Below are 25,230 nucleotides of genomic sequence, written 5' to 3'. Positions count from 1 at the left end.
ACAATATGTGCGTGGCACTGTAATTAATAGAGTTGTTCACTAAGCCAATTAGCGGATAAGAAGCAGAGAAGAGTGTTCTTCTTTAATAAGGAATCTGCCTCAATGATTCCAGGCGTTCTTTATTGATGCGCACAATGCAGATATTAGTCGCTACTTCGTGAGCGATACTCCCTTCCTCTGCATCAAAAGCTTCCAGCTTACACTGTCCATCACGGTACTTTAGCCAGCCACGTTGGGTATTTGTTAATGTGCTAAGGTAATCATCCGCCAGTTTTTTATCCGCGCGGTATGATGATGCAATCCGTTTTTTTGCCGCCGTGTATTCCTGATTCAACGCGTCTTCAGCTAACTGCTTCTCATGAAGCGTGCACTGATAAACGGCGCTATCTGAGGGTTCGCTGGAGCAGAGGGCTGCAGCGAAAGCTGATTGACTTACGTATAAATACAAACAGATCAGAATCGAGGTTCTTTTCAACGTAAGTCTATCCAATTTAATTAACGATTTCAATTTTAACCTCGAGTAACCATCATGATCATTGGAATTAAAAGCCTTATTTATTAATAACGTCGCTGCCTCATTCGGTTTTATGCGCATGCTATTTCATTGTACCTACATCCTGAGCAATGACCTTATCTTTGTAAGTCACAATATAATCCCAGAGATTAACCTCCTTAACACTGGGATAAAATGAATATTCATATTCCCCGTTTTTAAACTGATAGCCCTGAAAGTCGCAAATATCAGGGCAGTGAGTGTTAATCGTTTCGCCTTTAAGGGTAATAGAAGAATTATTTTTCAGACTTGAAGATTTGAGTAAAATATCATTACAGGTCAGGTTACCCTCTTTGCAATTATATTCAATTTTGGCATTGAAAGCCTTACCCTGAAAATGAAAAGTTGATTTAGCTAGCGCGAAGCAGGGAATATTTAAAAGAACACAACATATATATAGAGCATATTTATTTTTCATGATTTGACATCAGGAGAATCCGGTTTGAATTTTCGCGGCTCGAAAGAGCCGCATTGAATTATTGCTGATAAGCCTTACGTAATGCTGCAATGTTCTTTAGGTATGAATTCTGAAACTTCACGGTCGTTTTTTCATCATAAATAAGATTATCATCTGAAGGTTCAACACCTACGATAAAATAAGCATTGCTATAACGTCCAGGAGCCTCAGTGGTGTAAACTACTGCAACCTTCACATTAGCATCATCTTTTTTCGATATTAATCCCACTGAATCAACTTTATGACAACCTACCGTTTCCCAGTCGCCCTGACCGACGGTTGGAATGAATGCATCGATTTTTTTACCATCTTTGCTCCAGCCTATAAAGCATACAGGTTGCACTTCTCTTATCCACCCTTTCCCCTGGATAAGCGTTCCTAAAACTGTACCATCTCTGGTTAAGCGGAAGGTCTGACTTTCATCTAACTGAACTCGACTCAAACCGTGCTGTTCCGCTTCATTCAAAATATTCTCTTTATAAGAAGATTCTTTAGAAGACGATAACGCCGTCGAAGCAGCAGCAATGTGGCTAGTCATAAGCAATACTATAAATGACATGAAGAAACGTTTTTTCATACATACCTCAATCAATGATGCAATGCGTAGTCATAATTCCTGGATAATTTAACATCATAATCGTTCTGTTTATAGTTTTTCCCATTATAATGCCTTGCGAAACTGGCCCAGTTTTTGGTGCGGATAGCATTAAGTAATACAGGAGTATGTGAAACGTGATTTACGAAAGCATATACCTGACCAGAAATGGTGTTCATTCCCTGGACAAAAGCTTCAACATTGGCATAACCCGAAGTCGCATAATTACTTCCCATAATCTGAAAAGCTCCCCAGGACGCTGACTGTAATGCCGCGGTGCGATCAAGCGCGATAGCTTTGTTGAGCTTGTCATATTGTTCACTAAACTTTCCATAGACTTCATAAGGCTCCCCTGAAATATCCGGATGACTTTTATCATACTTTTTATTAGTCAAACGACTAAAATAGTGTCTCTCATATAAAATAGTGGGACGTCCCGAAGCATCGAAAGGACTCTGCTTTGTTTCCGACATCACGACAGCCTTAATGGCTGCTGGCTCACAATTTAATGCTTTTGCCATACTGATATACATTTCATCAGTAACCTGAGAAGCAGTAGTATCTAAATTAATTTTAATATTTTTTGCAGGTGTAATATTTCCATGTAATCTCCGCATAGTCGGCCCATGAGGTGAAATAATGCCATCGGGATTATTAAGCTTGACAACTTTTTCCTGAAAATCTTTTATCTTCGCGATCGTCTTTTCGCCGATATAACCATCTACTTTAAGCTCATTACCTGGCGTTGTTATAACACTGTTAGCATTTAGTAGTGACTGAACGGTTTTAACATCACGATATTTGTTAGGTTGCCTGATACCAACACCCTGACTTATTCTTATCGTACTCATGTAAAATCCCTCTTAATTCAGCTTTGAATCACATGGAAATACGCCCCCGCAGGGGCGTACTTATCAAGCTTCTTTATTGCTCTTGATATCCCAACCAGCACTGCTTTCTGCGCCTTTACCACCAGAGGTACTCTGCTCCCAATACTGCTGTTTAACTTTAGCAGCCTGGAATGCATAAGTTACGCCTACAGTATCACCATTATCAGAACCGGTGTACTGAACAGATGTCACCAGAACATCTTCAAGTGTAATACGTGTATATTCAACCTGCTGACCACCAGCTTTGCAAACAGACACTTCTACTTTGTTTAAGTGTTTTCCGCTTGCACACGTTTTTAAAATAGCAGTGGTAGATTTGTCGATTAATGCTGTAATGTGCAGATCGTTAAAATTCACTTTACCTGCACCACCGCCGCCGCCAACAGACATATTACCCGGCTGGTTAGCACCCCAGTTGAAAGAGGTAATATCAGTCCAGCCGGTGTGGTTAGAGTCTTTAGACTCGCCGGTCACACCATCAACTTTTAAAAACATATCAATAGCCATAATTATCTTCTCTTGCTTGATTTACGTTCTGCTTTGATAAAGCATCGTTATGGCAAACAGGAAAGCATGGGGCTGAATAAAACAGTCCATATTTTACCTCTGCCTCGTTTTCTGAATATCGCTACATGGTTTATTCAGAGAGTGTTTTTATTGCCCCACTGGATGGAGCAATAAAAAATAGTGAATCCTTTAGTTCCTCGATATTAATATCGAAACGTGGAGCCGGCTCGCAAATAAGCGTTTTGCGTCTGCACATTAACTGCAAAGCTCTGTGAGCATTCTGGCCGCCATACATGACGGCCTGATACAGTTAATCAATTCTCATTCGATTTGAGTGAAGGCAGTTTCGATACCAGACGCAGTGACACCGTCAGGCCTTCCAGCTGGTAGTGCGGACGCAGGAAGAATTTCGCGGCGTAGTAGCCCGGATTATCTTCCTGCTCTTCCACGCTCACCTCGGCGGCAGCCAGCGGCTTACGCGATTTGGTTTCCTGTGACGAGTTCGCCGGGTCACCGTCGACATAGCTCATCACCCAATCGTTCAGCCAGCGCTCCATTTCATCACGCTCGCGGAATGAACCGATCTTGTCGCGCACGATGCACTTGAGGTAGTGCGCGAAGCGGCAGCAGGCAAACAGATACGGCAGGCGTGCAGCCAGACGTGCGTTGGCGGTCGCATCGGCATCATGGTATTCCGCAGGCTTTTGCAGCGACTGCGCACCAATAAAGGCAGCAAAGTCGGAGTTTTTGCGGTGCACCAGTGGCATGAAGCCGTTTTTCGCCAGCTCGGCTTCACGACGATCGCTGATGGCAATCTCCGTCGGGCATTTCATGTCTACGCCGCCGTCATCACTCGGGAAGGTGTGGCACGGCAGGTTTTCAACCGCACCGCCAGACTCGACGCCGCGGATCGCGGTGCACCAGCCGTACTCTTTGAACGAGCGGTTGATGTTGGCTGCCATGGCGTAGGCGGCGTTGCTCCAGGTGTAGCCGTTGTGATTTGAGCCATCGGTCTGCTCTTCAAAATCAAAGCTATCCACCGGATTGGTGCGAATGCCATACGGCAGGCGCGCCAGGAAGCGCGGCATGACCAGGCCGAGATAACGGGCATCTTCCGATTCACGCAGGCTGCGCCAGGCGGCATATTCGGTGTTCTGGAAGATTTTGGTCAGATCGCGCGGGTTCGCCAGCTCCTGCCATGATTCCATCTGCATGACGGTTGGCGCGGTACCGGTGATGAACGGGCAGTGTGCCGCCGCGCTGATACGCGCCATTTCGCCCAGCAGCTCCACGTCCTGCGGGCTGTGATCGAAATAGTAATCGCCCACCAGGCAGCCAAACGGTTCACCACCGAACTGACCGTACTCCTGCTCATAAATTTTCTTAAACAGCGGACTCTGATCCCAGCCAGCGCCTTTAAAACGCTTCAGGCTGCGTCCCAGCTCCTGCTTGGAGATGCTCATGAAACGGATTTTCAGCATCTCGTCGGTTTCGGTATTGTTCACCAGGTAGCTCAGACCGCGCCACGCGCTCTCCAGCTGCTGAAACTCTTCATGATGAATAATCTGGTTGATCTGCTGTGACAGCTTGTCGTCAATCTCAGCGATCAGCGCCTGGATGGTGCGATAGGTATCATTCGAGATGGTGACGGTGTTTTCCAGCGCCTGCTGCGCCAGCGTCTTCACAGCACTTTCGACGGCTGCACGCGCCTGATCGCTGGTTGGACGAAATTCTTTGTTCAGCAGGGCGCTGAGTTCATTCTCGCTGTAGTGCGCGGCGCCCTGTTGCTGCTGATGCGAAGACTGGGTCATGATTACTCCTCCTTACCTTCAGCGCTTTCATCCTGCTTCGGCAGATGGGTCAGCGCTTTCAACAGCGTTGGATCCTGCAGAATCTTACCGATCAGCTCTTCCGCACCGTTTTTGCCGTCCATGTAGGTCAGCAGATTCGAAAGCTGGGTACGCGCTTCCAGCAGGTTGCTCAGCGGTTCAACTTTGCGGGCAATCGCATCCGGTGAGAAATCGTCCATGCTCTCAAAGGTCAGTTCGACGTTAAGTTTGCCTTCGCCGTTGAGCGTGTTATCCACCTGAAACGCCGCACGCGGCTTCAGCGCTTTCATGCGCTCATCGAAGTTATCGATATCAATTTCCAGGAATTTACGCTCATCAAGGCTCGCCTGCGGCTCGAGTGGTTTACCGACCAGGTCTGCCATGACGCCCATCACAAACGGCAGCTGAATTTTGCGTTCCGCGCCATAAATTTCCACGTCATATTCAATCTGAACGCGAGGCGCGCGATTGCGGGCAATGAACTTCTGCCCACTGGATTTCGTTGGTGCCATGGTTTTCTCCATTAAGGGTGCGCGGGTAAAGTTTCGCAGGAGGCGCGCAGGTCTCGCTGCGTTGAGTTGTTACGCTCGCTTAGTCGCGGCGTCCAAAGATATTTTCCAGCTGATGCACGCCGTCTGGCGCCAGATCGCGAATGATGTCCATAAAATCGAGTTCAATAAGCCGCTGTACGCGGTCGATCATTAGCGGTGCCGGATGGCTGGGTTCGTGCTGAGCAAAGTAGTGCTTCACCTTCTCCAGCATCAGTTGCGCATCGGCGCGCGAACTGAGCTGCACGCTGCGCCAGTCAGCCGTGCGAACCGCTGCGGCGGGCGCGGCGACGCTCGGTTCCGGCGGCGGCTCTGTTACCACGGCCGGCTGCAGCGTGCTGAGGTCAGTGGCCTGACAGCGTTCGGCGATCATGGCGATCTGCCTGCGCAGCTGCGACAGCTCCGGCACCGCCGCTTCACCCAGCTGTTCGGTCAGGGTTTCGGTAATGGTTTGCAAACGCTCACTTATCTGTAGCACCGCTTCAATACCGGGCTGCTCGCCGCGCGCCAGCTCATCGGTCAGGCGCGGCAGACCGCCAGGATAGTCCGCGACTTCGGTCTTGCTGCCGTCGCACAGCGCTGCGGCATCGCGCAGCGTGATGCCATCCGAGGCGTAGCGCAGCAGCCAGCTCTGGCGTACTGCGCTGCTCAGCGCCGATTTATCGCCCAGCAGCGCCACCGCGTTGATGCGGTAAAACGGATCCTGTTCGCCGTACTCTTCCAGTCGCGGCCACAGCGGCTCCCAGTACAGCAGCAGCGCCTGCTCAATCAGCTTCAGTCCCTGCGCATAGCCCGGCAGCCCTTTCAACTCGGTCCAGGCGTGAGTAAGCGCTAACATCACTCGCAGGTCTTTGCTGCGGCTGAGCAAGTCAATCGCCAGCTTTTCGACTTTATTCCAGTCGGCTGATTCAGCCGGGATAATGGTCTCGCCAAATTGCTGTTCGGCTTTACCGGTACTGGCCTGCTCCATCGCCTGGTAATCCGCGTGATACTCCAGGTTGTCGCCGCAGGGGTTATCACTGCTGACCGGCGCCAGCAGCGCGTCAATATTCATCGTCATAGCGGTTGGCCTCAGGATTCAAACATCGGAGGATAAAGTCCGTTTCGTCCGGGTTTTGCCCCGCCGGCCGGGTCGAACAGCAGTGAGAACAGCTGTGCGGTGAAGTTGCCGCTGTGCACCTGGGTGTAAAGCGGGAAACCGTCGCTCTGATTTGTCCACCAGAAGCTGGTGTAAAACTGCGGGTCGAAGCTGTCACCCGGCAGTTTCCAGTTGAGCGTTGACGGCTCGCCGTCGCCAATCACCTGTAAAATGTCCGATTGTTCGCCGTCAGTTTGCGGCTGCTGGGGCTGCGGAATGCTTAGCAGCGCCTGGTCAAGCTGCTCTGGCGTACCGCCGTTTTGCACCACGCGCAGCAGCATATTGCCGACCTGCTGATACCACTCGCCCGAGCGGGCCAGCAGCGCCGGTGACCACTCGGCGGGTGTAAAATGGCGCAGCGCACACAGCGGATAGTTGCGGCCGACGCTGTCGCGGGCGGCAATCAGGCAGCCCATCTGGATCAGCTGACTGCCGAGCATCGGCGGCACGACAAAATTCCACACCGGCGCTTTGAGAAAGGCGCGCGACGGGGCGTTTTTACTCTCTTCACTGGTTTGCCAGTGATGCAGTCCGACCTGAAACCAGTTCGACCACTGCCGGTACAGCACATCGGGGAAGCGTCGCTTCACAAAGTCACCCGAGCTGGGCAATTTGCCGTACCAGCCGGGTGCTGCGTAATGAGTCATTATCAGGTCCTGTTTCAGGGGCAGCTAAAGCCGGGAAGCTGGAACGGGTTACGAATACTGCCAGGGGTGAACGACAGCGTGACCTGATGGCCATCGACGTTAAAACTGGCCTCGCGGGTCAGGCCACCGACCGCGGTTACACGAGCGCGATCGAAGAAGCGGTTCAGCGCCCACGGACCGCTGGTCACCAGCGTTGAGGTGGTGCCGTTGGTCAGGCCAAGCTGCATGCGCACCTGACTGGTGCCGCCCGGTCCGGGCCAGCTCACCATCTGCACCGCCTGCGGGCCGTGGCTGTAACGCAGAATCTGGCCATCGACGTCGAGCGTCAGGTTGAGAATGTCGTTATCCATTTTCACCGTACGCAGCGTGACGCGGAACGACGGCGTGGTCGCCCCGTTAGCAAAGAAGGCGTCACGAATCGACTGCGCCTGCTGGAACGGACGCAGCAGCGCCTCACCGCCCGGCAGCGTTTTGCCGTCGATACCAGGCGTGAAACGCCACGCCGCGTTGGTGGTATCCACTTTGCTGGCCAGATTGTCGCGGAAGAAGCTGTCCATCAGCCCGCTGCCCGGCGCGAACATGCGCGCCAGATCGTCAGGCGTTACTTCGCTGCGCGCATTGCGCACCAGCGGATAACGGCCGGCAATCGCCTGGCGGCAGAAGCTGCCCACTTCCATGGTGATGCGCTTGCGCACGTTATCCATATCGCGGCGCTGTGCATCGCTGCTGGCGCCCACGGCCATGCTGGAAACCATATTCTGCAGCGAACCCGGTAAGCGACCGGCGCTGGCCTGCAGGCGACTGATGGCATCGCCGGACGGCGGCGGCATGCCGCTATTGGCGGCGTCCTGCACCGCCGTCAGATAGCGGTAGAGATCGTCGATCTGATGCAGAAAATCATCCACCGCCAGCACTTTACTGCCCTGCTGCAGCGGCTGTGCCAGCTCCAGCACAGGCGCAAAGTGCACCGCCACCGCCTGCTCCGGTGCCTGCTGGGCTGCGCCCTGGCCCGGCGCCGCGCTGGCTTTGGAGGAACTGAACAGCGCTTCTAAAGTGCGCGTGGCGCTGTTGCCCGTCGCCGGCTGTGCCTGGGTACTTTGCTCATCCGGCTGTGCGCGGTTCAGCGTCAGCAGCTTACTAAGGTTAACCACCAGCTGGCGCAGTGGCGAGTGGTTGCCCGACAGAAGACGTGCGGTGTTGATGCGCTGCGACAAATCCGCGCTGCTGTTGAGCTGAATATCGCTGAGGAACTGCTCCCACTGGCGGATGTAATCCTGCACGTAGAGCTGGCGTACCGCGAGATCGGTCTGCTGACTGTTCTCCGGCGACGCAACGCCGCCCAGCACCCAGACATCATCCTGGAATAGCGCCTGCGTGACCGGTGCGATTTGTTTATCGACGTGCTGCCAGTAACCGTCTGGCGTGAACAGGCCGGCCACGCCGTCATTGACCGATTTGCCGCTTTTGCGTGAAAACACCAGCTCACTCTGCGGCCCGCCCAGCGCCGCGAGGGTGACCGGTTGCAGGCTGCCGTCACGCTGCAGCAGGCGCTTCAGACGTCCGTAGACGCGCTGCGACAGCGGCATTTGATTAATCAGCGCCTGCTCGCGCTTTACCAGCGCGTCATCCTTCGCGTACGGCGAGGACTGAATCTGTGTCTCCAGCAGCTGCTGCAGATGCCACGCCAGCTGTTTCACTTCCTGCTGCGTCACGTTTTGCGGCAGTTCGCGGCTAATATTCAGCATCAGCCAGGCATGCAGGAATTTGCCGTCATAATGTTTTGGCTGATACAGCATCTGGTAAGCTTTCAGCGCTTCGTAGCTGTAATCCGCATCGCTGCCGTTGTCGTTGCGCAGCCAGCGGGTGATGTTTTGCGCCACCTGCGGCAGCAGCAGCTGTTTCAGCGCTTTGTCATACAGGGTGCGCGTGGCGTCGCTGACTTCGGTACCGCGATACAGCCCCATGCGGCGCGTCAGCGGGGGATCTTCCAGCGAGAAGTCGGCGCTTTTCGGCAGCTGCAGCAGCGTGTTGAGATACGGCACCAGCGCAAACAGATCGCCATTGCCCTGGCGTTCCAGCTGTTGTCCCAGCTGTTCCACCTGCGGCGTTTTACCCGCCATCTCCTGCAAATAGGCTTTGTTTTTACTGTAGCTGGTGAGCCACAGCGCTCCGGCAATCAGTACCAGCACCAGCAGCGCCAGATAGCCGGACCACAATCCGGCGCGATTGCGCAGCTCCCACCAGCGGTTACTGCCCGCCAGGCCCGACTCCTGGAAGATGACATTTTCCAGCACGCCTTTCAGGAAGAAGCTCTGGCCTTTGTTCGGTGGGATCGGTGACTCTTTGTCGACCTGGTCCCAGCTGCCGGACTCGCCGCTGCGCTGTCCCGGCAGATGCAGGGCGCGGCTCAGCTCGCCCATCACGCGGTCAAACGGCAGCCCTTCCTGAGTACCGCTGGCGAAATAGATACCGCGCGGCGCGAACTGGGTTTCGAAATCAGAGCGGGCAAACAGCGTATCCAGCGCCTCCGCCAGCAGCGGGCGCAGCGCGGCGAACTCCTGCGGGAACAGATAGCTCTCCGCCCGTGCCTGCGCATCGCTTTCCGCCAGCAGCGTATCGGCCATACCGGCATCCAGACGCTGCTGCAGCAGTGAATACTCCTGCTGAAACTGGCTGTTGAGCTCAAACTCTGCGGTCGATGCCTGCGCCCACGGGAAGGTAAAGCCCCAGATTTGCTCGCGCTGGGTTTTATCCAGCGAAGCGAAGTAGCTGCGGAAACCTTTGAGCAGGTCGGTTTTGGTGACCAGCACATAAACCGGGAAGCGAATGCCAAGGCGATCGTGCAGCTCCATCAGCCGCTGACGCAGTGCGATCGCCTGATTGCGCTGCGCTTCCGGCGATTGCGTCAGTAAATCGGAGACGCTGAGCGTGACAATCACGCCATTGACGGGCTGACGGCCGCGATATTTGCGCAGCAGGTCGAGAAAGTGATGCCACTCGCTGGCGTCGCGCTCCTGCTGGCTCTCCTGGGTGGTATAGCGACCGGCGGTATCCAGCAGCACCGCTTCGTTGGTGAACCACCAGTCGCAGTTGCGCGTGCCGCCAATGCCGCGCAGCGCCGCTTTGCCGAACTTGTCCGCCAGCGGGAACTGCAGCCCGGAATTGACCAGCGCGGTGGTTTTACCGGCACCCGGAGCGCCAATGATCATGTACCACGGCAGCTGGTAGAGGTATTGATGGCTGAAGCGCTGCGCCCAGAAAGGCGCGCCCTTGCTGCTGGCGCGCTGGAAGTGCGCTTTTTTCAGCATGTCGGTGGCTTCGGAGAAACGGCTCGCCAGCACCTGTTCTTCATTGGTCAGGCGTTTGCGGTCCTGCTCCGGCGCATCGCTTTTGCTGGTTTCGAGGCTCGACATCAGTTTGCGGTTGAGCCAGAAGTTATACAGGCGCGGAATCGCCTGGCTCAGCCCCCAGACCAGATAGAGCAGCGCAATACTGATGATGCGGTTCTGCTCTGGCTCCAGCGGCCGCGAGTCGACAATGGAAAACACCGGGCCAATCACCCAGATGATAAAGGAGAGCGCGGTAATGCCGACAAAACCCCAGGCGAGGCGGCTGGTCAGCACCGCAAAAAGCATATTCAGCATGGATTAGTTCCCTCTCGCCAGGCCGTTGAGTTCCGCTTGCGTCGCATCCGGCGCGACCAGCAGAGTAATTTCTACGCGACGGTTGCGGGCGCGATTCTCAGCGCTGGTGTTCGGCACCAGCGGATGGCTTTCGCCACGCCCTTCGGCTTTAACCCGCGACGGTTGTGCCAGCTGCTGCTGCAGCAGGGTTTGCACCGACTGCGCGCGCGCCAGGGAGAGTTCATAGTTGGAGGCGAAGCGGGCGCTGCGAATCGGCACGTTGTCGCTGTAGCCAATCACCAGAATCTTCCCGCTGACGTTATTCATCGCGGCGGCAATGCGCTGAATCACCGCATCGTAGCGGCCACGCACTTCGGTGGATGCCGAGGCGAACAGGCCATCGCCCTTCAGGGTGACCACGCTCTGGTCGGCTTCATCGCGCACCGCCACCAGGCCGGCATCAATTTCCGGCTTGAGGAACGCTTTCAGGTTCAGCGTGGCGGGCGGCGGCGGTGCCGGATTGCTGATTTTGACTTCCGGCAGCGCGGTCTGATAGATGCTGGCCAGCACCGGCGAGGTGTAGTCGCCGAGACGCCAGTTCAGGACGATGTAGAACAGGCAGGCAGCAAAGCCGGCCACCGCCGCACAGGCCCACAGTGGAATCATCGGCCGCCACAGCTTGCGCAGCACCGGCTGATCGGTGGGATGCGGTGACAGCGCCGCCGGGTAACTGCCGCGCACGCTTTTGATCATCTGCAGCAGACGCTGTTTGATGGTTTCCAGCTGCGAACGCCCGTTATCCAGCACGCGGTAGCGCCCTTCAAAGCCGAGCAGCAGGCAGAAATAGATCAGCTCCAGCAGCAGGATGTGCTGACGCGGGTTTTGCGACAGCTTGGCCAGCAGCTGAAAGAACTTCTCACCGCCCCAGGTTTCATTGTGAAACGTCACCAGCAGGCCGTTGCTGGTCCACACGCCGCGGCTGCCCCACGGCGTCAGCGCCGCCGCTTCATCCAGCGCGGTGCACAGGCAGTAGCGCGCGCCGACGATCACTTCATAACTCAGCCCCGACTGCTGGCAGCTAAGCTCAAAGCGACGGATCTGATCGATCAGCTGCTGGCGCAGTCGCGCCGGATCGTCGTGCGAGACGGAGTGGCGAATCTGCGGGATCGCGTTAATCAGCGGATTCGCCGCGGCGACCAGCACATTCTGATGGCTGACATCCTGCTGTGTGACGTCACTGTTCGGTTTCTGTTGTTCCTGCATCATGCGGCGTGCTCAGTTTTGATTATTCTGACTGACTACGAATGGCCCAGAACTCCATGTTCAGGCCCGGAAACTCACCGGCCAGATGCAGCGCAAAGGCACCTGAGCGCTCCATCTCCTGCCACAGCTCGCTGTTCTTATCGAGCTCAAAATAGCTGTAGCCGGCATGCCACGGGATTTGCGGCGGCGCGCCCGGCATGGCTTTCAGCGCCAGTCCCGGCAGCTGCAGCTGCACCAGATCGCGGATTTTGGTGACGGGCGCGACTTTCATCTGCGCCGGGAAGTGGGTTTTCAGCGCTTCGGCTGGCACGCTGGCTTTGACCGCCAGCACAAAGCCGAACTCGCGTACCATACTGCTTTCCGGCACCGTGGCCACGTTGAGGCCGTGCGAGCGCTGCGTCAGCGGCAGCTGGATGGCGCTCTCTTCCATCACCTGCGACAGTCCCTGGCGCAGCAGCAGCGTTAAGCGGGTAAAGCAGCTGTACAGATCGTCATGGTCATACAGCGGCAGCGCGTCCGGGGTGCGCGCCGGCATCCAGCTGCTCAATTCAGCAGCCAGCTGCAGCCAGTGACTGTAGAGCGTTTCCGGGTGCAGCAGCGGCAGATGCTGTAAGTGCGCGTGCAGGCCAAGCTGACGGTTGAGTAAGGTCAGCAGCATAAAATCGACCATGTCGGCACTGTTAAAACGGCCGGTACCCGGCGTGCGCTGGCTCAGCTGCTGGCTGCGCTGCTGAATCAGGCCGTGCAGGTCATTGAGCATGCTTTGCAGCGGCCGGCTGGCGTTGAGCGTCAGCATCGGCGGAATGTAATCGGTGTCGAGGCGCACGTGGTTATCGCTGCGTTTTTCAATCACCTGCGCCACGCCCATCGCCGTCCACTCCGCGGTGAGATCCTGTTCCAGCATCAGGCGCAGGCGCAGTTTGCCGAACTGAACGGTGGCAGCGCCGACCGCCTGAGCATTGTCATCTTCGACTTCGGCTTCCCACGCCAGATAGCGCGCCAGTGAATCCTGCGTCTCCTGAAACGCCACCGCTTCACGCCCGTTGCGCCGGGCCGGGATCGCCAGTACCACTTTGCTGCGATCGACATTCGCCGGCAGATCCAGCGGGGCCGGACCGTGCTGTGGCTGGCTGAAAGAGAAAAAGGTACCGTCAGGCAGACATCCGCTGGCGGCACTCAGCGCCAGTTTTCCCTGGCGCAGCAGCGCTTCATCAAATTCGAGATCAAAAAAACCCCAGGTGTAGGCGCGCTGCGACTGCCCCCACTCGCGCAGGGTGCTGTGTAGAAAATTTTCCGACTGCTGGAAATGGTGAGGGCGCAGGAACATCCCCTCGGTCCAGACAACCTTTTCGGCTCGGTTCATAGGCATCCTTACTGCTTAACCACGCGTAGGCCGTTGATATCCGCCACGACGCGGGCATTCAACTCACCATCGTTATTTTTCCAGAACTGCCAGAATGCGCTGTCGTCGCCATCCGGGAAGGGCAGCGCGAGACGCCAGACTTTACCGTCCAGCGCCTGATACTCGGCCATGATGCCGATGAAGCGCGCTTCCGGCAGGCTTTTCGCGCTGAGGGTTTTACTCAGCTGACCTGACATCAGGAAGAACTGCTGATTGTTGAGCAGCGTGCTGCCCAACGCGGTGGCGGGCTGGTTCTGCAGGGAGTAGAAATCAGCGGACATGAATTCCGCATCGGAGGTCAGCAACATCACCCGGACTTTGAGCGGCGCACCCGCGTTGATCTGCGGATGCGCCTGAAAGTCGAGATTGTAGCGTGCAACCGGCGACGGACTGTTGCTGCAGGCGGCCAGCAGGCAAGCCAGTAGCAGTAATCCGGCGCGGCGGAGAGAAATCATCGTCATCATTCAGCCCTCCCTGCTTACCGTGTTAGTTGATGATCCAGGTGCCGCTGTTGCTGTTCTGGCACGCTTTGCTGTCGCCATCCACCGCGACGCAGGTCTTTTTCTTGCTGCTGGCGCGGGCGCGACGCTTCGGCTGGTCCGCTTTGATGGTCTGCTCATACAGCGCGCTTTTCACCACCGCGCGGAACGGGACATAACCGATCAGCTGCACCGCAGGCTGAGCCGCCGGCTGCTGCGCTTTTTTGTCATCGGCCGTTGCAGTCTCAGGCTGCGCTTCGTCTGCCGCCTGCGCCGACTCGCCAAGTGCCAGCCAGTTGTTTTCAACCTGGCCAATCACGGTGTAGGTTTCACCGCTTTTCAGCGTATCCACCACTTTGCCGCCGAAGCTGGGGCGGGTCATGATCGAAGCCGGATAGAGCGCGCGATAAGCCTCGTTCACCGGGCTGAACTGTGCCGGCGGCTGGACGGCATAACGGTGCGACAGCGTGACGCCGTCAACGGTGCTGCTGACAATCGTGTCGTCTGTCATCTTTGGCGGTGCTTTACAGCCAGCCACTGCGAAAACAAACATCAGGCCCAACGCCATACGGAGATTCACCATTTTCTTCATGTTTAGTTCCATTAACGCCTAAAAAGTGGCCAGAGGCCGGTTAAGAGCAAAATGAACCGTGCGCACGGCTGGAGCCGGCGTCGATTCAGTACCAGTTAAAAAGTTGACCCTTTAATGAGTGTGGCTAACGCATCGCGCCAGCGAGGTAAAAATTGATCAGTCTGAATTAAGTATTAAAAATGCAACATTAGTGACAGGGATGATGTCGGAAGAATTCTGATCGTTTCACAAACGATCAGCAACATGATCAATTTTTGCTAAGCGAAGGGGTCGGCCACAGCCAAACCTCGGTTTCTCTTATGCCATCCCTGGGTTAAAAACTATCACGTTCAATGAATCTGGTTAATCGGTAACGATTAAGAGGATAACAGCAACAACTTACGGCATTCGCTGACAGTATTGCTATTTATTGAGATATATCAACAACATATAAAAGACTGGAAACATCATAGCTACCGCACGAGCCAGGTAAAACCTGCCCGTGAGCATGCAATCACAATCCATTTGTTAATGTCTGACGGAAGTTTACAGAAGCCTGACAAAATTTCAACGCGCCGCTAGCAGAGGAAATTAGTTCAGTAAAGGTTAACAAATATTTTTAATGCAAATTTGCGTCACTTTTGCCCGTAAACCTAAGACTATTCTTAGCAATCCATTAAAACTGTGAAAGATTGTAAATGAAAGATGAAATTTTGCTCGCGCGATCATTAAAAATTGTCATAAAAAAAATGGCGCTGAGCGGCACGCATTTTGTCTGCGCGCGATAAAACCCAGGCAGGCGGTGAAAAAGGGGTGATAAAGACAAACTGGCAGTGAAAAAAACCAGCCAGGCGGACCAGGCTGGTTTAATTCGCTAAAATAGCAGGTGTCGGGATTGTTAAGCAGTCAGAATAGATTGCAGCTCAGGCAAGGTTTTCACCTGCCAGGTGGGCGTGATGTGCGCCGGCAGCGGACGCGTGCCGTGATCGATCCAGCAGGTTTTCACGCCGGCATTCATACCACCGAGAATATCCGATTCCGGCGTGTCGCCGACCATTAATACCCGGCGGCGATCGGGATTGCCCAGCAGCTGCAGCGTATGGTCAAAAATCGCCGCGTCCGGCTTGGGTACGCCCACCTGTTCGGAGATCACCAGCGCGTCAAAGTAGTCACGGAAACCGGTGCGTTCAAGGCGCGCCTGCTGCAGCGCCGTAAAACCGTTGGTGATGATGGCGATTTTTACCTTGCCCTTGAGCGTATCCAGCAGGCGGGCTGCGCCATCCAGCGGCAGGCAGATCTCGGCCATCGCATTAAGAAAGTCGCTGTTAAGCACTTCCGGCGCCACGCGCAGTTTTTCGCCCCACAGCGTGAAGCGGCGCGTCTGGAGCTGTAACGCTGAAATAGTGCCGTTCTGGTAATCGACCCACAGCGGTTTGTTGACGGCCTGATAATCAGCGTAATCCTGATCGCTGAAGTGCACGTCGTAGCTGGCAAACATGCGCTGCAGGCCGGCGAAGGCGTCAAAGTGGAAAAGTGTGTCATCCGCATCGAACAGGATGCAGTCCCAGTCGTTTAACATAGTGCCCCTTTTGAATAACGTTAGAGCGTGAGCGCCATGATGATGGCATCCTCGCGCCCGCTGGCGGTGGGATAGTAGTTTGGCCGCACGCTGACCTGATGAAAATCCAGCTGCTGATACAGCGCAATGGCGGGCTGATTGGAGGCGCGTACCTCCAGCCACAGCGTCATCACCGCACGCTGCTCCAGTTCGGCAATCAGCTGCTGTAGCAGCTGACGCGCATAGCCGCGGCGCTGGAACGCGGGATCGACCGCGATGTTGAACAGCGACGCTTCATCCAGCACCACCTGGGTGATGGCGAAGCCGGCCAGCTGGCCGTCCGCGTGCAGGCAAAGATTGACGTAACGTTCGCCCTGATTGCTGGCAAAGGTCTGCTCGCTCCACGGAAACGCATGCGCGCGGCGCTCGATCTCCAGCAGCCGCGGCTGTAAATCAGGGGTGATGAAAGAGATGGCTGTCATGGTTACACATCTGTTGCCACAGCGCGCGTTTGGCCGCGCCGCTGCTGATTAACTCATTGAAAACGGCGCTGGTGAACGTGATGCCGTTAAAAGGATGATCGCTGGTCACGCCCAGCAGCCAGCCGGCACAGTCGACCTGCTCCGGCAGCATCGGCAGCTGTTCTGGCGTCAGCGTCATTACCTGCCCCGGCTGAATGCTCAGCGTCCGCAGTACGTCACGCACCAGCGGCTCCTGCAGATCCGGCGCCTGCTCAGCGACCAGCACCAGCCGCGTGTCCGGCGTTAGCGTGACGGCAATTTCACCTTGCAGCACGCGCGGACGTCGCAGCTGATACTGCGTAATCCCCATTTGCTGTAGAAGCCAGTCGCGCCTTGTGCTCATGCTGTTACCTGTAATCCTGCCAGAATGCGACGCTATGCTAGCAAACCCATCGAACATGCGCCAACAAAGCACTATAATCGCCGCTCTGATTTAACAGGAGCGTTCCATGTCTGCTTTTACCCCGGCCAGCGAAGTGATTCTGCGCCACAGTGATGAATTTACCGCCCGCCACGTACTGTTCGCCGGCGACCTGCAGGATGACCTGCCCGCCCAGCTGGAGACCGCGTCGAGCCGCGTGCACACTCAGCAGTACCATCACTGGCAGAACCTCAGCCGCCGCCTCGGTGAACGGGCAGTGTACGGGCTGGTAGCCGGTGCGGCCGACGTAGCCGGTTGCGACACGCTGGTCTATTTCTGGCCGAAGAACAAACCGGAAGCGCAATTCCAGCTGCAAAACCTGCTGTCGCTGCTGCCGCTGGGCTGCGATATTTTTGTCGTCGGTGAAAACCGCAGCGGCGTGCGCAGCGCCGAAGGCATGCTGGAGAGCTGGGCCACGCTGGAGAAGATCGACAGCGCGCGCCGTTGCGGGCTGTATCACGGCCAGCTGACGCAGCAGGCCAGCTTTGACGCCAGCGCGTTCGGCAATCGCTATCAGCTGGACGATCTCACCATTCATACCCTGCCGGGCGTGTTCAGCCGCGACGGGCTGGATATCGGCAGCGATCTGCTGCTTTCCACCCTGACGCCGCATACCAAAGGCAAAGTGCTGGATATCGGCTGTGGCAGTGGCGTATTAGCCGCCGCGCTGGCGCAGCATTCGCCGAAAGTCCGGCTGTGGCTGTGCGATGTGCACGCCGCCGCCATCGAGGCGAGTAAAGCCACGCTGGCCGCTAACGGTCTGGAAGGCGAAGTGTTTGCCAGTAACGTGTTCTCAGACGTCAGCGGCCGTTTTGATCTGATCATCTCTAACCCGCCGTTCCATGACGGGCTGCAAACCAGCCTTGATGCCGCCCACACGCTGATTCGCGGTGCGGTGAAACATCTTAACAGCGGCGGCGAGCTGCGCATCGTGGCCAACGCCTTCCTGCCTTATCCGCAGGTGCTGGATGAAACCTTCGGTAACCATGAAGTGCTGGCACAGACCGGCCGCTTCAAAGTGTATCGCGCCGTATATGGCCGTGGCGCGAAAGCGCGCTAAGCGTAGTAAAATCCGCGATGCGACGGGGAAAACGTTGCTTTTTGCAGCAGTCGTTTCACCGTCGCAAAATATGTGTTGACGCAATGAGTAAAATCTCTAAAATGCGCCTCCGTGGTTAGCAATACTGTAATGTATTGCAGGTATGCGAAGGTGGCGGAATTGGTAGACGCGCTAGCTTCAGGTGTTAGTGTCCTTACGGACGTGAGGGTTCAAGTCCCTCTCTTCGCACCAATAATCACAGAGTTTATATCGCGTGCACTGCGCGAAGGTGGCGGAATTGGTAGACGCGCTAGCTTCAGGTGTTAGTGTTCTTACGGACGTGAGGGTTCAAGTCCCTCTCTTCGCACCATGCGGTGATATAAACAGACAACTACGATGCGAAGGTGGCGGAATTGGTAGACGCGCTAGCTTCAGGTGTTAGTGTTCTTACGGACGTGAGGGTTCAAGTCCCTCTCTTCGCACCAACGTTGTCACACTTCTTCTGCAGTACGTCCCCACTGATTGTTGCCGCTGCTATCACGCCTTTGCGTGATATTGTCGTTTCTGCTCGCCGTTAAATGATGTGAAAATTCACCGAGATAGCCGCCAGACCGCCAGCCAGCGCCAGGCAGGAAGGCAGCAGCAGATAATGACGCAGACGATGGTGGAACAGCATCACCACGGTAAGCAGCAGCGCGACAATCATCACTAAGCGCCACTGGCTGAAACTCGGCTCCCACAGCGCAAACACCGGCATGGCCGCGCAGGGCAGCAATACGCCCCAGCCGCTATCCAGACGTTTACCCATCACCCAGCTTACGCCCCACAAGCCGCAGGCGGCCATCATCGCCATGATCATCGCGCAACCCTTCAAATGATAAATATTCCCATTATCATATGACAATATTTCTCATCTTGCAGCGAATTTTTTGCCCTGCCCGCGCCGGATGACAGAATTACTGGAAAATGATAGATTGCCGCCGATAACTATTTTGATAACACAGCAAAAACGTGCTCACTATCCGCGTTGTGGGATTATTTCCTGCGGGTAGCGCTTTGATATTTCAGGGCTGTCACGAGTAATAATAATGAAATTACAATCTTATGATGAGTTGAAACACAGCAAGTATCGGCTGTCGCTGATGCTATTTTTGTTTTTGAATGTCGCCGTTTCGCTTTTTTGTCTGCTGCCGTTTTTCGGCACGGATAATCCCATCAATTCGCTGCCGGTAACACTGGTGGCGGGCTTTAGCACCACGCTGCTGGCGCTATGTTTAATCGCGCCAAATCTAAAATTCCCGTTATTAAATCCTGTCGCATTGCTATTAGGCGCGCTGTGGGCCTGGCATATCAATCATCGTTACCATCTGGTGTTTTATTTTGACGGTAGCTTTTTAATAATCAGTCTGCTGAGCGTATTTTTTATCAGCGCGATTGCCCTGAGTGATTATTTGCTTGCGTTCTGTTTACATATTACGCCACCGGTATTAACCGTACTGTTACTGGACGATGGTCAGCATTTAATGACCATTCTGTTCACCATTACGCTGCCGCTGATCGGCTTCTCGCTGCACCATTTGATGCGCCGCCGCTTCGACACCTTCACTCTGCGGCTGGTGCGCCAGCTGTATGAGGAGAAGCAAAGTTTCAGCGATTTGAGCATGCTTGATCCGCTCACCGGCCTGTATAACCGGCGCGGGCTGAAGAACCGGCTGGATACCATCATGGAAAATCATGCCGGCAGCCACTTTGTGCTGCTGCTGGATATTGATCACTTCAAGGCCTACAACGATAACTACGGTCATGCCATGGGCGATCAGGCGCTGGCGCGGGTGTCGGTTGCCATTCGCGATGCGGTGCGCTCGCGCGATGTGGTGACGCGCTACGGCGGCGAAGAGTTTCTGGTGCTGATGACCAACGTTAATGCCTCGATTGCCATGAAGCTGGCCGAACGCATTCGTCAGTACGTGGTTGATCTGGAAATTCCCCACCGCTTCAATGATAAAGTCTCGACCCACGTGACCATCAGCGCCGGTATCGCGCCGATTTTCGCAGAAGACTTCGACCAGGCGGTGGCCAACGCCGACCGCGCGCTGTACGTGGCGAAGAATCAGGGACGTAACACCATTCTGGCGTGGGAGGATTTACCGAAGCTGGCGCCGGTAAGCAGCGATCTGGTGTAAGCGGTGCGGCGACAATGCCGCACCCTCTCCGGGGGATTTCACGCAAAATGCGCGGTGGCCAGGCAGTGAGCGTTGCTGGCATCTTGCTCAGTGAATCGGGAACGATTATCATTTGTTTTTCGCTTCCCGTTTTCACTCAGGAGCCGCATGGCCATCATCACGCGTCAGGATCACCGCTTTAGCGCGCATCCGTTGATCTTTATGCAGAGCGATCGCAGCTTAGCCAGCGCGCTGGAAGATCTGATGTGCGACCAGCGCAGCTACATGCGGGAAAACGTGAAGCTGGGCCAGCCGGCCCCCGCAGGCACCCTGACGCTGGCCGAATGGTCCACGCCGTTTCACTATCGCCGCCTGACGCAGCGCTACAGCGACTATCTCTATCGCCACCATCCCGATGTTCCGCAGGAAGCCAAACCGCTGCAGTCGCTGTGGGCCCAGTGGTATTTTGGCCTGCTGCTGCCGCCATTAATGCTGGCGCTGCTGCAGGAGCCGCGCGCGCTCGACTGCTCGCCGCAGCGCATTCACGTTGAGTTCCACGAAAACGGCCATCCGTGCGCCTTCTGGATTGATGTGCAGGAGGATGAGGATGCGCGCTATCTCAATCCGCAGCAGCGTATCGAACGCCTGATTCAGCACGGCCTGATCCCCGCCGTTAACGGCATGGCGCAGCACGGTGACATCAACGCGCGGCTGATCTGGAATAACTTAGGCTTCTCGTTTTACTGGTTCCTCGGCGAACTGCAGCAGCAGCTGCCTGCGGCCACCCGGCATCAACTGGAACAAGCGCTGTTTTTCAGCAAATCCCTGTCCGACGGCAGTGATAATCCGCTGTATCGCACCATGATCCCGCGCAACGGCGCGATGGAGCGGCGCAGCTGCTGCCAGCGCTATCGCATTCCGGACGTCGAACGCTGCGGTAACTGCACGTTAAATGCCGTGTAAGCGCGGCGTATTCTGTTACAGATTCTCCGTTTCTCCCGTTTACAGCTTTCCCGCCTTATGGCAGCTTTTACGCTCTGTTTTTACCGGAGAAAAAAATGAGCCTGGAGTCGGTACGGCACTTCTTTGCCGAACACGCACCGGATATCGACATCATCGAGATGCCGGAAAGCACTGCCACCGTAGAACTGGCCGCACGCGTACATGGCGTGACGCCGGGGCAAATCGCCAAAACCCTGTCGCTGAAAGTGAAAGAAAGCGTGGTGCTGATTGTCACACGCGGCGACGCCCGGCTGGACAATCGCAAGCTGAAGGCGGCGCTCGGGGCAAAAGCGCGCATGCTGAGCGTGGATGAAGTGGTGAACTGGACCGGCCATCCGGTCGGCGGCGTGTGCCCGTTCGGGCTGGAAAATCCGCTGACCGTCTATTGCGATGTGTCGCTGCGCAGTTTCGATGAAGTGTTACCTGCGGCCGGTTCGATTCACAGCGCGGTGCGCATTTCGCCGCAGCGCATGGCTGAACTCACGGCGGCGAAATGGATTGACGTCTGCGAGGCGCGTTAACGCGTCTCTTTCGCCACCGCCCCGGATATTTCGATGCCGCGCGTCTCGCGGCCAAACGCCACGAACACGCAAATCAGCACTGCCACCGTGCCGGCGACAATCGCCATGCCCAGCCCGTAGTTACCGCCGTGGGCTTCGGCGATGCGTGACTGCAGCGTGGCGTTGACCGAAGCAATTAAATTCCCCAGCTGGTAAACGAAGCCCGGCAGTACCGCACGCGCATTGGCCGGCACCAGCTCGGTCAGGTAGGTCGGTACCACGCCCCATGCGCCCTGCACCATAAACTGCATCAGGAACGCGCCGATACCAATCGCCCAGGAACCGCTGGAGAATGCCCACAGCGGCAGCACCGGCAGCGCCAGAAACGACGCCAGCATAATGGCTTTTTTACGCCCGATACGCTCGGACAGCGAGCCGAACGTAATGCCGCCGAGCATCGCCGCGATGTTATAGCCGATGGCGATAATACTCACCGTGTGGGCGTCAAACTGGTGCTGCACTTTCAGGAACGTCGGGTAGAGATCCTGCGTGCCGTGGCTGAAGAAGTTAAAACAGGCCATCAGCAGCACCATGTAAATACAGATTTTCCAGTGCTGGCGGATGATGGGCAGCAGCGCGTGATTCTCTTTACGCTCGCGCGCCGCCAGCCATACCGGCGATTCCGGCACTTTAAAATAGATAAACGGCAGCAGCAGAATCGGCAACGCGCCAATCAGGAACATGCCACGCCAGCCCACCTGTTCGAAGAACAGGCCAAACACTATCGACGCCAGCAGATAGCCGCACGGATAACCGGCCTGGAAGATGCCGGACATCAGGCCGCGCGAACGGTCGGGAATGGTTTCCATCGCCAGCGAAGAGGCCACGCCCCAGATGCCACCCATCGCCACGCCGTAAATCACGCGGAAGGTCAGGAAGGCAGCAAAGTTGGGCGACCATGCCGACAGCAACTCAAACAGCGAAAACAGCACAATGTTGAGCATCAGGATCGGCCGGCGGCCATATTTTTCCGCCAGCCGGCCAAAGATCAATGCGCCTACCGGCCGTACGGCCAGCGTCAGCATAATGGCAATGGAAACATCGGAGACGCTGGTGTTGAAGTAGCGCGCAAGATCGCTGAGCACAAACACCAGAATAAAGAAGTCGAACGCATCCAGCGTCCAGCTGGCGAAACTGGCGAAAGCCACGTTGCGCTGGGTCGCAGTCCAGTTAAACATAAGGGTATCCTGTCTGATTGCTTCCGGCTCGCGGCCAGATTTTTATTGGAACGTTATCCAGCGAATGGTTGCACTGGTTATTATTGTGTTAACCATTTGTATATAGCATGTCAGAAAGGCGCCGCGCGGCGGGGAATTGTCAGCGAGTGATTCGCGATGTAAGGAAGCGTGTCGGCAGGGAAGCGGCGCACGATACTCCGGCCGGGAGACCGCGCGCCGCAGCAAAATCTCAGCGTTTCAATCCGTTGAACGTCTGCTCAATCACTTCCAGCAGCAGCGGATTGTTTACGTTCTGCATCACATGCACCAGCGCGCCCGCGTCCGCCGGCACGCCAACGTCCAGCCGCAGCGGCGTGCGGTAGCGCCAGGTCTTGCCGCGCGTGGCACCGGGACGCAGCTCGATATCGACGTGATAATCCACGCCGTCCGCCACGCGCTGGTTGAGCAGCCAGGCAATGACCAGCGCATCGTGGATCCAGCAGCCCGGCAGATGGCGGGTGCGGATGGAGTAATCAATCCATGGTCGCAGCGTTTCGCGCACAAACTGCGGCAGTGGATGATCGCAGGCGGTCAGGCGCGTCAGATCCTGATGGGTCAGCAGCGTCTGCGTGGTGGCATCCATCGGCACCAGCGTGATGGTGGCGCCGCTGTGCAGCACCTGATGCGCCGCTTCCGGATCGAGGCCAAAATTGGTGTCTTTGATGTAGTCATCCAGCGCGAACACGCCGCCCATGATGACGATCTCCGCTACGGAATCCGCCATCTGCGGATAGCGCTGCAGCGCCTGCGCCACATTGGTCAGCGGGCCGATCGCCACCAGCGTAAACTCGCCGGGATTGTCGCAAATCAGCTGGCCCATCACGCCCGCCGCATCGTTGCCGTCCGCTGCCACCGTCTGCGGCTGACGCACGCCGCGCCACAGTTCGCCCAGCGCCGGGTCGGCGACGTTATCCAGCCGCGCGCGCCACGGCGCCGGATCTTCGCGCAGCGCCTGTAGCGCGCCCTGCACCACCGGAATGTTCAGTCCGAGCCGCTGCAGCAGATCTTTAGCCACCCGCGCTCCCACCGCGCTCGGCGTGTTGCCGCTCACGGTGGTGATTAGCTCAACGGCCAGCGCGCGTGACGCCAGCGCTAAGGCCAGCGCCAGCCCGTCATCGGTGTTAGCGCCAGCAATACCATTCCCCGGATCACAATCAATAATTAGTCTTTTCATGGTGTTATATATTTATTTTTGTTGAGGGTGCGGGCAGCCACAAGACTCACCGATCTCCAGATGGTGAGGAAATTCGGCCAGCTGCGCCTCGCCATGACCGTTTTTCAGCATGGCGATGGCGCTGCGTGCCATTTCGCGCAGCGGCTGGCGCACGGTGGTGAGCGTGGGCACATGAAAGGCCGACTGCTCGGTACCGTTGAAACACACCAGCGCGACATCGTGCGGCACGCGCAGGCCATGTTCGGACAGCGCGCGGATACAGCCAATCGCCTGCCCTTCGTTACTGGTAAACAGCGCGCGCGGCACCCGGCCGCTGGCAACCATGCGTTGCCCGGCGTCGTAACCGCCCTGGCGCGAATAGCTGGCCGGAAAAATCAGCGCTTCATCTACCGTCAGCCCGTACTGCGCCATGGCGTCGCGCCAGCCCTGAATACGATCCTGCGCGTTAAGCATCTCGCGCGGACCGCTGATCATGCCGACCTGCTGATAGCCGTGGCTGAGCAGATGCGCCGTGACCTGGCGCGCCGCTTCACGTTCGTTCACGCACAGCATGCTGACGCCGGGGCGCGGTTCGATGCGGTCCAGCATCACCAGCGGCGTTCCGCTCGCCTGGATGACATCAATATAGGGATGGCGATCGACGCTGGTGTAAAACAGGCCATCCACCTGACGATTCAGCAAACCCTGAATCAGCTCCAGCTCGCGCTGGCGATCGTCGCCGGCATCGCCCAGCAGCATTACGTGGCCGTGGTTCAGCGACTCCTGCAGCAGCACGTGCGCCATTGAGGCGACAAACGGGTTTGCGATATTCGGCACGATCAGGCCAAAGGTTTTGGTACTGCCGGAGGCCAGTGCGCGCGCCACCGCATTCGGGCGATAGCCGGTTTGCTGGATGGCGGCCAGCACGCGCTGACGCGTGGCTTCGGCCACCGGACGCGGTCCGTTGTTGATCACATAGCTGACCACCGCCACCGAGGTTCCGGCGGCTTTGGCGACGTCACTGCGTGTCACATTTCCGGTTGGGGATTTCGCCAATATTGCCTCTGCGTTAATGCCGCTGGCCGGGAGTACCGG

Annotated in this window: 25 protein-coding genes and 3 tRNA genes; 7 read left to right on the top strand and 21 right to left on the bottom strand. The window is 56.4% G+C overall.

The genetic code is table 11. The features are described 5' to 3' along the window. Positions 1 to 82 precede the first annotated feature (82 nt). From E7738_RS17395 to E7738_RS17315, 17 genes are all read right to left on the bottom strand, one after another. Positions 83 to 595 carry a lysozyme inhibitor LprI family protein gene (locus E7738_RS17395; RefSeq protein ID WP_247656276.1) on the bottom strand — a complete coding sequence of 171 codons (513 nt, stop codon included), beginning with the start codon at positions 593 to 595 and terminating at the stop codon, positions 83 to 85. Position 596: 1 nt separating this feature from the next. Continuing rightward, positions 597 to 971: a hypothetical protein gene (locus E7738_RS17390; protein ID WP_132464419.1), complete on the bottom strand. Its 375-nt coding sequence runs from the start codon at positions 969 to 971 to the stop codon at positions 597 to 599. Positions 972 to 1,029: 58 nt separating this feature from the next. Further along, entirely contained in the window at positions 1,030 to 1,587 is a 558-nt protein-coding gene (locus tag E7738_RS17385; protein ID WP_125311665.1) for a hypothetical protein, read from the bottom strand. Between the two features lie 11 nt (positions 1,588 to 1,598). Then, a complete protein-coding gene (locus tag E7738_RS17380) occupies positions 1,599 to 2,456 on the bottom strand; it encodes an N-acetylmuramidase domain-containing protein (protein WP_132464416.1) in 858 nt (285 codons plus the stop codon). Between the two features lie 63 nt (positions 2,457 to 2,519). Then, positions 2,520 to 3,002 carry an Hcp family type VI secretion system effector gene (locus E7738_RS17375; protein ID WP_125311693.1) on the bottom strand — a complete coding sequence of 161 codons (483 nt, stop codon included), beginning with the start codon at positions 3,000 to 3,002 and terminating at the stop codon, positions 2,520 to 2,522. A gap of 314 nt (positions 3,003 to 3,316) precedes the next feature. Then, positions 3,317 to 4,813, bottom strand: a complete 1,497-nt coding sequence (gene tssC / locus E7738_RS17370) for a type VI secretion system contractile sheath large subunit (RefSeq protein ID WP_058757164.1) — start codon at positions 4,811 to 4,813, stop codon at positions 3,317 to 3,319. Positions 4,814 to 4,815: 2 nt separating this feature from the next. Continuing rightward, complete coding sequence (gene tssB / locus E7738_RS17365) at positions 4,816 to 5,343, bottom strand: type VI secretion system contractile sheath small subunit (protein ID WP_021506786.1); 528 nt, start codon at positions 5,341 to 5,343, stop codon at positions 4,816 to 4,818. 79 nt (positions 5,344 to 5,422) lie between these two features. Further along, positions 5,423 to 6,433: a type VI secretion system protein TssA gene (tssA, locus tag E7738_RS17360; protein ID WP_058780967.1), complete on the bottom strand. Its 1,011-nt coding sequence runs from the start codon at positions 6,431 to 6,433 to the stop codon at positions 5,423 to 5,425. A gap of 17 nt (positions 6,434 to 6,450) precedes the next feature. Then, positions 6,451 to 7,164 (bottom strand): type VI secretion system-associated protein TagF, encoded by a 714-nt coding sequence (tagF, locus tag E7738_RS17355; RefSeq protein WP_021506784.1) that lies wholly within the window; start codon positions 7,162 to 7,164, stop codon positions 6,451 to 6,453. 14 nt (positions 7,165 to 7,178) lie between these two features. Continuing rightward, positions 7,179 to 10,808, bottom strand: a complete 3,630-nt coding sequence (tssM, locus tag E7738_RS17350) for a type VI secretion system membrane subunit TssM (RefSeq protein ID WP_058780940.1) — start codon at positions 10,806 to 10,808, stop codon at positions 7,179 to 7,181. A gap of 3 nt (positions 10,809 to 10,811) precedes the next feature. Further along, entirely contained in the window at positions 10,812 to 12,053 is a 1,242-nt protein-coding gene (locus tag E7738_RS17345; RefSeq protein WP_021506782.1) for a DotU family type VI secretion system protein, read from the bottom strand. Positions 12,054 to 12,072: 19 nt separating this feature from the next. Continuing rightward, positions 12,073 to 13,413: a type VI secretion system baseplate subunit TssK gene (gene tssK / locus E7738_RS17340; protein WP_058771443.1), complete on the bottom strand. Its 1,341-nt coding sequence runs from the start codon at positions 13,411 to 13,413 to the stop codon at positions 12,073 to 12,075. An 8-nt stretch (positions 13,414 to 13,421) separates the two neighbouring features. Next, positions 13,422 to 13,916 (bottom strand): type VI secretion system lipoprotein TssJ, encoded by a 495-nt coding sequence (gene tssJ / locus E7738_RS17335; protein WP_394515868.1) that lies wholly within the window; start codon positions 13,914 to 13,916, stop codon positions 13,422 to 13,424. A gap of 22 nt (positions 13,917 to 13,938) precedes the next feature. Beyond that, positions 13,939 to 14,535: an SH3 domain-containing protein gene (locus E7738_RS17330; RefSeq protein WP_088516709.1), complete on the bottom strand. Its 597-nt coding sequence runs from the start codon at positions 14,533 to 14,535 to the stop codon at positions 13,939 to 13,941. 865 nt (positions 14,536 to 15,400) lie between these two features. After that, complete coding sequence (yjjG, locus tag E7738_RS17325; protein ID WP_021506777.1) at positions 15,401 to 16,081, bottom strand: pyrimidine 5'-nucleotidase; 681 nt, start codon at positions 16,079 to 16,081, stop codon at positions 15,401 to 15,403. A gap of 20 nt (positions 16,082 to 16,101) precedes the next feature. Next, positions 16,102 to 16,542: a ribosomal protein S18-alanine N-acetyltransferase gene (rimI, locus tag E7738_RS17320; RefSeq protein WP_058776442.1), complete on the bottom strand. Its 441-nt coding sequence runs from the start codon at positions 16,540 to 16,542 to the stop codon at positions 16,102 to 16,104. Next, a complete protein-coding gene (locus tag E7738_RS17315) occupies positions 16,514 to 16,924 on the bottom strand; it encodes a DNA polymerase III subunit psi (RefSeq protein WP_031279565.1) in 411 nt (136 codons plus the stop codon). Before E7738_RS17315 ends, rimI begins: the two co-directional genes overlap by 29 nt. 106 nt (positions 16,925 to 17,030) lie before the next feature. Between E7738_RS17315 and rsmC the strand changes: the two genes are divergently transcribed. The 4 genes from rsmC (at position 17,031) to E7738_RS17295 (ending at position 18,526) form a co-directional block, all read left to right on the top strand. After that, entirely contained in the window at positions 17,031 to 18,062 is a 1,032-nt protein-coding gene (rsmC, locus tag E7738_RS17310; RefSeq protein WP_058776440.1) for a 16S rRNA (guanine(1207)-N(2))-methyltransferase RsmC, read from the top strand. 144 nt (positions 18,063 to 18,206) lie between these two features. Further along, positions 18,207 to 18,293, top strand: a tRNA-Leu gene (locus E7738_RS17305). A 31-nt stretch (positions 18,294 to 18,324) separates the two neighbouring features. Next, positions 18,325 to 18,411 (top strand) — tRNA-Leu (locus E7738_RS17300). A gap of 28 nt (positions 18,412 to 18,439) precedes the next feature. Beyond that, positions 18,440 to 18,526, top strand: a tRNA-Leu gene (locus tag E7738_RS17295). Positions 18,527 to 18,615: 89 nt separating this feature from the next. On the opposite strand, the gene E7738_RS17290 is transcribed toward E7738_RS17295, so the two are convergent. Beyond that, positions 18,616 to 18,900 carry a DUF1435 domain-containing protein gene (locus E7738_RS17290; protein ID WP_058780936.1) on the bottom strand — a complete coding sequence of 95 codons (285 nt, stop codon included), beginning with the start codon at positions 18,898 to 18,900 and terminating at the stop codon, positions 18,616 to 18,618. 229 nt (positions 18,901 to 19,129) lie between these two features. Between E7738_RS17290 and E7738_RS17285 the strand changes: the two genes are divergently transcribed. The 3 genes from E7738_RS17285 (at position 19,130) to E7738_RS17275 (ending at position 21,726) form a co-directional block, all read left to right on the top strand. Then, positions 19,130 to 20,224: a GGDEF domain-containing protein gene (locus tag E7738_RS17285; RefSeq protein ID WP_021506772.1), complete on the top strand. Its 1,095-nt coding sequence runs from the start codon at positions 19,130 to 19,132 to the stop codon at positions 20,222 to 20,224. Between the two features lie 147 nt (positions 20,225 to 20,371). Further along, on the top strand, positions 20,372 to 21,166 hold the full coding sequence (fhuF, locus tag E7738_RS17280; protein ID WP_088516711.1) for a siderophore-iron reductase FhuF: 795 nt from the start codon (positions 20,372 to 20,374) through the stop codon (positions 21,164 to 21,166). Positions 21,167 to 21,261: 95 nt separating this feature from the next. After that, on the top strand, positions 21,262 to 21,726 hold the full coding sequence (locus E7738_RS17275) for a YbaK/EbsC family protein (RefSeq protein ID WP_058757173.1): 465 nt from the start codon (positions 21,262 to 21,264) through the stop codon (positions 21,724 to 21,726). On the opposite strand, the gene E7738_RS17270 is transcribed toward E7738_RS17275, so the two are convergent. The 3 genes from E7738_RS17270 to E7738_RS17260 all read right to left on the bottom strand — a co-directional run bounded on the left by E7738_RS17270 (position 21,723) and on the right by E7738_RS17260 (position 25,191). Next, positions 21,723 to 22,943 (bottom strand): MFS transporter, encoded by a 1,221-nt coding sequence (locus E7738_RS17270; protein ID WP_021506769.1) that lies wholly within the window; start codon positions 22,941 to 22,943, stop codon positions 21,723 to 21,725. The genes E7738_RS17275 and E7738_RS17270 overlap by 4 nt on opposite strands. A 229-nt stretch (positions 22,944 to 23,172) precedes the next feature. Next, complete coding sequence (locus tag E7738_RS17265) at positions 23,173 to 24,156, bottom strand: nucleoside hydrolase (protein ID WP_021506768.1); 984 nt, start codon at positions 24,154 to 24,156, stop codon at positions 23,173 to 23,175. A 12-nt stretch (positions 24,157 to 24,168) separates the two neighbouring features. Beyond that, positions 24,169 to 25,191, bottom strand: coding sequence for a LacI family DNA-binding transcriptional regulator (locus E7738_RS17260; RefSeq protein WP_394515867.1), 1,023 nt, complete (start codon positions 25,189 to 25,191; stop codon positions 24,169 to 24,171). Between the last annotated feature and the right edge of the window lie 39 nt (positions 25,192 to 25,230).

Source organism: Pantoea sp. SGAir0430 (assembly GCF_043549295.1).
Note: the sequence above shows the minus strand (reverse complement) of the source record. Positions and strands in the feature narration are given on the sequence as shown.